We start from the raw sequence: 2351 nt of genomic DNA, 5'->3' as shown, positions 1-2351 counted from the left end.
CGGAAGTCCCGGAGACGAGCTCGCGATGGATTTGACTCTCCGTCGTGCGCGCGCCGATCGCGCCCCACGCGATCAGGTCGCCGATGTATTGCGGCGAGATCGTGTCGAGGAGCTCGCTGCCCGAGGGCACCCCGAGCTTGGCGATGTCGATGAGGAGCTGCCGCGCGATGCGCAAACCCTCGCTGATGCGACAGGTCTCGTCGAGATAGGGGTCGTTTATGAGCCCCTTCCAGCCGACGGTCGTGCGCGGTTTTTCGAAGTACACGCGCATCACGATTTCAAGCGTGTCCGCCATCTGCCGCCGCTCCCCGGCGAGCCGGCGCGCGTATTCGAGGGCCGCCGCCGGATCGTGGATCGAACAGGGGCCGACCACGACGAGCAAGCGGTCGTCGATGCCGCGCAGGATGTCGCGGATGCGTGCGCGCGTTCCAGCAACCAGCGCCTCGATGGCCGAACCCTCGATGGGAAAGAATCGGATGAGGTGCTCGGGGGGCGGCAGCAGCACCATATCGGCGACGTGCTCGTCGTCGGTATGCGAGGTGCGGTCGTCGTTGCGGATTTCGCCACCCGCATTCGGCAATTGATTCGTCATGGGCGCGACTCATCACGATGACTTATGGGCTGTCGATTCTAACGGGTCGGGGCAATTTTTCGAGACCTTTGGCCATGCGAGGCGCGTTAGTTCCGCTTACTCTCGACTAAGAAAATGCATCTACGGGAAACGCGCCGGCTCGGCATACTTTCGCATTCTCCGTCAATGCACGGAGCGACATGTCGACGCCCAATTCCGACTGGGATCCTCTCGATCCCGTTCATCACGGTGACCCAACCGAGATCCATGCGCAGTTGCGGGCAAAGTGTCCGGTGGCATGGAGCGACCGCTTCGGCGGGTTCTTCGCGTTGACCCGCTACGAGGACGTCACGAAGGCGGCGCTCGATGTCGCGACGTTCAGCAGCGCGAAGGCGACGATTCCGGATGCGGCCGGTCCGGATCGGCCCCCGCGGGCACCGGTCGAGGTCGACCCTCCCGTCCATGGCGACTTCCGTGACTTGCTCAATCGGTTCTTCACACCGGACCGCATACGCCGGCTCGAGCCGGTGATACGCCGCACGGCGCGAGACCTTCTCGGTCGCTGCATCGCCCTGGGCGAGACCGATGCCGTCGCGTCGTTCACCTTTTTCATGCCGATCCAGGTGCAGTGCATCTTCCTCGGCATTTCCCCCGAGGACGGCGAAACAATCAAGAACATCGTCAACAGGATCATCCATGCCGGTGCCGCGGGGGACGCCATTGCGCACAAGCAGGCCAACGACGAGATCTACGCGTACATCGACAAGGTGATCGATGCCCGGCGCAAGACCCCCTACGATCCGAACGACGTCATCAGCGCGCTGCTGAACGAGCCGGTGGGCGGACGCGCGCTTACGCATGAGGACGTCGCCGGTGTCATTCGTCTTTTCCTGCAGGCGGGTCACGGCACGACGACCAACTCGCTCGGAAGCATCATCCGCTACTTGGCTTCGACGCCGTCGGACCAGAAGCGCTTGAGGGAAGAGCCCAAGCTCATCCCGCAGGCGATCGAAGAGCTTCTTCGCGTCTGGACTCCGGTGCGTGGTGTGGGCCGCAGGACGACGCACGACGTCGAGATCGCGGGGCGGCACATTCCCAAGGGGTCCAAAGTCGCCCTCATGGTAGCGGCGGCCAACCGTGACAGCGCCGCCTTCGAGCATGCCGATACCGTCGACTTCGATCGCAAGCCCAACCGACACATCGCATTCGGGTACGGTATTCATCGCTGCGTGGGGGCGTCGCTCGCTCGGGCCCAATTGCGCATGGCGGTGGAGGAGCTGCTCTCGATGACCGACTCCTTCGTCGTCATGGGCGAGCCCGAGTTCAGCACGTGGACGCACCTTGGACCGGCGAAGCTTCCGGTGAAGTTCACTGCGCGCTCGACGGCCGCGACGGGAACCAGCATCCGCGCCGGCCACAAGGAAGTTGCCATAACCATCGGCGCGATCACGCCGCTGGCCGAACGCATCATCGAGCTCGAGTTGCGGGCTCCTGAAGGGATGTCGCTGCCCGAGTGGACGGCGGGCGCGCACATCGACGTCGTGCTGCCCGGGGAAATCACGCGTTCCTATTCGCTGGTCAGCGATCCGGCGGATCGCCGCGCATGGCGCATCGCCGTCCTGCACGAGGCGGCCGGTCGTGGCGGGTCGGACGCGATCCACAAGATGAGGGTCGGCGACCGCGCGCGCGTGCGCTATCCGCGCAACAACTTCGCGATGGAGCCGGCGCAGCGGTACCATTTCTTTGCAAGCGGCATCGGCATCACCCCGATCCTCGCGAT

Annotated in this window: 2 protein-coding genes; one reads left to right on the top strand and one right to left on the bottom strand. The window is 64.5% G+C overall.

Going from position 1 to position 2351, the window contains the following annotated elements; translation table 11 throughout:
• The coding region (locus VEJ16_15105; GenBank protein HYB10994.1) for a 3-deoxy-7-phosphoheptulonate synthase at positions 1-592 on the bottom strand (592 nt) is incomplete at its 3' end.
• A 179-nt stretch (positions 593-771) separates the two neighbouring features.
• Between VEJ16_15105 and VEJ16_15100 the strand changes: the two genes are divergently transcribed.
• The coding region (locus VEJ16_15100) for a cytochrome P450 (protein ID HYB10993.1) at positions 772-2351 on the top strand (1580 nt) is incomplete at its 3' end.

The sequence above is a fragment of the Alphaproteobacteria bacterium genome, assembly GCA_035625915.1.
Taxonomy (GTDB): domain Bacteria; phylum Pseudomonadota; class Alphaproteobacteria; order JACZXZ01; family JACZXZ01; genus DATDHA01.
The sequence above is the reverse complement of the archived record's forward strand: the minus strand, read 5'-3'. Positions and strand labels throughout refer to the sequence as shown.